Origin of the sequence: Streptomyces viridosporus, assembly GCF_002078235.1 — a bacterium.
GTDB lineage: Bacteria > Actinomycetota > Actinomycetes > Streptomycetales > Streptomycetaceae > Streptomyces > Streptomyces viridosporus.
On the sequence record NZ_MSGP01000524.1, the window covers coordinates 1 to 3,655 of the forward strand.

Sequence of the window (3,655 nt, forward strand, 5' to 3'; positions counted from 1 at the left end):
CCCCCCGGACCCGCCCCACGGCGGCCGGCGTGCGGCCGGGCCGCCCTGGGGTGGGAAGGGCCGGGGTGAGGTCGGTCGCCGGGCGCCCGGGGCGTCAGCCGAGGTCGATCTCCGGGTAGAGCGGGAAGCCGGCCACGAGGTCGGTGGCGCGGCGGGAGATCTCGTCCGCGATCTTCGGGTCGAGGATGTGCTGGGCCTTGGACGGGGCGCCCTTGCTCGTGGTGCCGGGCTCCGTGGTGGTGAGGACGCGGTCGATGAGGCCGGCGACCTCGTCCATCTCCGCGGTGCCCAGGCCGCGCGTGGTCAGCGCGGGGGTGCCGACGCGGATGCCGGAGGTGTACCAGGCGCCGTTGGGGTCGGCCGGGATGGCGTTGCGGTTGGTGACGATGCCCGACTCGAGCAGGGCGACCTCGGCCTGGCGGCCGGTGAGGCCGTAGGAGGTGGTGACGTCGATCAGGTTGAGGTGGTTGTCGGTGCCGCCGGTGACCAGGGTGGCGCCGCGGCTCATCAGGCCCTCGGCGAGGGCGCGGGAGTTGTCGACGATGCGCCGGGCGTAGTCGCGGAAGGACTCCTGGCGGGCCTCGGCCAGGGCGACCGCCTTGGCGGCCATGACGTGCGGGAGCGGGCCGCCGAGGACCATCGGGCAGCCGCGGTCGACCTGGTCCTTGAGGGAGTCGTCGCACAGGACCATGCCGCCGCGCGGGCCGCGCAGCGACTTGTGGGTGGTGGTGGTGACGATCTGGGCGTGCGGGACCGGGTCGAAGTCTCCGGTGAGCACCTTGCCGGCGACCAGACCCGCGAAGTGGGCCATGTCGACCATGAGCGTGGCGCCGACCTCGTCGGCGATCTCGCGCATGATCCGGAAGTTCACCAGACGGGGGTAGGCGGAGTAGCCGGCGACGATGATCAGCGGCTTGAACTCGCGGGCCTGGGCGCGCAGGGCGTCGTAGTCGATGAGTCCGGTGGCCGGGTCGGTGCCGTAGGAGCGCTGGTCGAACATCTTGCCGGAGATGTTCGGGCGGAAGCCGTGGGTGAGGTGGCCGCCGGCGTCCAGGGACATGCCGAGCATGCGCTGGTTGCCGAAGGCCTGCCGCAGTTCGGCCCAGTCGGCGTCGGAGAGGTCGTTGATCTGGCGGACGCCGGTCTTCTCGAGGAAGGGGGCCTCCACGCGGTCGGCGAGCACGGCCCAGAAGGCGACGAGGTTGGCGTCGATGCCGGAGTGCGGCTGGACGTAGGCGTGGCGGGCGCCGAACAGCTCCTTGGCGTGTTCGGCGGCGAGCGACTCGACGGTGTCGACGTTGCGGCAGCCGGCGTAGAAGCGGCGGCCGACGGTGCCCTCGGCGTACTTGTCGCTGAACCAGTTGCCCATCGCCAGGAGGGTGGCCGGGGAGGCGTAGTTCTCGGAGGCGATCAGCTTGAGCATCTCGCGCTGGTCGGCGACCTCCTGGCCGATGGCGTCGGCGACGCGCGGCTCGACGGCGCGGATCACGTCGAGGGCGGAGCGGAAGGCGGTGGAAGCGGTGGAGAGGGGCTCGGCTGACATGAGGGACCTCCGGACGTGGCGTCGGCGTTCACGGTACGGCCCAGGCGCACGGCACTCGGTGCTGGGCGGTGCCCAGGGGCCGCTCCCCGATGGTCGGTCCCATCCCAGCGCGCCAGTCACGGCCCGCGGGTCAGCCTACCGGGAGCGGCCGGGAGGAGGTTCCGCGCGTCCACCATGCGGGTCGCCCGGCCGGACCCCGGCCCCGGCCCCGGGGTGCGCGGGGTCACGGATTCACAGGATCACATGGGGCAGGAAGCGGGCGTACTCGTCGGTCACCAGGCCGGAGGATTCGCGGATGCCGAGGCCGGCGGCCTCGTTCCCGACGACCCAGGCGCCCAGGACGACGTGGTTGCCGTCGAAGGCGGGCAGGGGGGCGAGTTGCTGGTAGCAGCAGGGTTCGTCGCGGACGACGGGGGCGGCGCCGGGCTCGTGGAGGGTCACGCCGGCTCCCTCGCGGCCCAGCAGGGGCTTGGCGACATAGCCGGTGGTGCCGGCCAGGTCGCGGGGGCCGTCGAGGTGGGCGGGGAGGAGGTTGGGGTGACCGGGGTGGAGCTCCCAGAGGATCGCCAGCAGGGCCTTGTTGCTGAGCAGCATCTTCCAGGCGGGTTCGATCCACAGGGTGCTTCCGGTGCCGCCGCCGTTGTCGAGGGTGTCGAGGACGTGGCCGGCGAAGCGGTCGGTGGTGAGCCATTCCCAGGGGTAGAGCTTGAAGATGCTGCGGATGAAGCGCAGTTTGTTGTCGACGAAGCGGCCGGAGAGGCGGTCCCAGCCGATCTCCTCCATGGAGATCCAGTCGGTGTCGAGGCCGGCCTGCTCGGCGGTCTCCTTGAGGTAGGCGACGGTCATGAGGTCCTCGCCGAGTTCGTCGGCGGAGGAGTGGGCGAAGTACAGGGGGCTGCCCGGCGGGAGGAGGGCGGCCTGCTCGCGCCAGGCGTCGACGAGGCGTTCGTGCAGGGAGTTCCACTGGTCGGCGCCGGGGAAGCGCTCCTCCATCCAGAACCACTGGGGCGAGGCGGCCTCCACCAGGGAGGTCGGGGTGTCGGCGTTGTACTCCAGGAGCTTCGCGGGTCCGGTGCCGTCGTAGTGGAGATCGAAACGGCCGTACAGGGAGGGGAGTTCGGCGCGGCGGTGCCAGGCCTCGGCGACCGCGCGGGCGATGCGCGGGTCGGTGATGCCCAGGTCGGCGAAGCGGTCGGCGGCGACGATGTGGTCGGCGGCCTCGAGGCACATGCGGTGCAGTTCCTCGACGACCTCCTCCAGCGCCTCGACCTCCTCCAGGGTGAAGACGTAGTGGGCGCTCTCGTCCCAGTAGGGGTGCAGGGAGCCGTCCGGGTAGCGGGTGAGGGGGTAGATGAGCCCCTGTTCCTCGACGGTCTGCTGCCAGCCGGGGCGGGGCTCGATGGTGCGGCGTTCCACGGGCCTGTCCTTCGGTCGGCGGGGCGCTCAGCCGCCGCCGCTGCCGCTCCCGGAGCAGCCGAAGCCTCCCCGGTCGACGGCCTCGCTGCGGCTGAAGGTGCCGTGGTCGGCGTAGCCGCGGTCGACCTCGGCGTCGTAGTACCAGTCGGCGTCGACGGTGCCGCTCTTGCGGCCCTTGCCGGTGGAGCCGAAGGACCCGGAGGACCCGGAGGACCCGGAGGACCCGGTGGTCTTGCAGTTCTTGTCGGCGACGACCCGGTAGCCGTTGAGGTAGTCGTAGCTGTTCCGGTCCACGCAGCGCCGGTCCGGGTCCGACCCGCACGCGGACAGGGCCGTCGCGAGGACGCCCATGCCGCCCAGCACCACCGTGCTGGACCTCAGCCGTCGCCGTGTCTCCGCCATGCCCTTCACTCCCCCGTGTGCCGCTGGTGTCCGCCGCCGGGCCTCCGTTCCCCGGCTTGCGGCGGACAGCCTAGGGACCGGCCGGACGGCGCGTACAGGAGCCCCCTGTCCCCGGGCCTGCCCGCGCCGCCGTTCGGCGGCGTTTGGCACCGAGTGCGCCTTTGGTCCGGACACCGGTCAGGGCAGTGCCCGGCACAGCGCCTCCAGCGTGCTCGCCCAGGCGTGGTCCGGTGGGGTCGCGTAGCCGACGACCAGGGCGTCCTCACGGGCGTCCCCGGCGGCGGACACCAGCGG

At 72.5% G+C, this 3,655-nt stretch carries 3 protein-coding genes and 1 riboswitch; all 3 genes read right to left on the bottom strand.

Translation table 11 applies throughout. The features are described from left to right. Positions 1–94: 94 nt before the first annotated feature. The 3 genes from B7L92_RS31325 to B7L92_RS31335 all read right to left on the bottom strand — a co-directional run bounded on the left by B7L92_RS31325 (position 95) and on the right by B7L92_RS31335 (position 3,361). Entirely contained in the window at positions 95–1,543 is a 1,449-nt protein-coding gene (locus B7L92_RS31325) for a glycine hydroxymethyltransferase (protein ID WP_081240705.1), read from the bottom strand. A 31-nt stretch (positions 1,544–1,574) separates the two neighbouring features. After that, positions 1,575–1,673: riboswitch (ZMP/ZTP riboswitch) on the bottom strand. A gap of 101 nt (positions 1,674–1,774) precedes the next feature. Continuing rightward, positions 1,775–2,959, bottom strand: a complete 1,185-nt coding sequence (locus B7L92_RS31330; protein WP_081240706.1) for a glutathionylspermidine synthase family protein — start codon at positions 2,957–2,959, stop codon at positions 1,775–1,777. A gap of 27 nt (positions 2,960–2,986) precedes the next feature. After that, positions 2,987–3,361 carry a hypothetical protein gene (locus B7L92_RS31335; RefSeq protein ID WP_081240707.1) on the bottom strand — a complete coding sequence of 125 codons (375 nt, stop codon included), beginning with the start codon at positions 3,359–3,361 and terminating at the stop codon, positions 2,987–2,989. Positions 3,362–3,655: the final 294 nt, after the last annotated feature.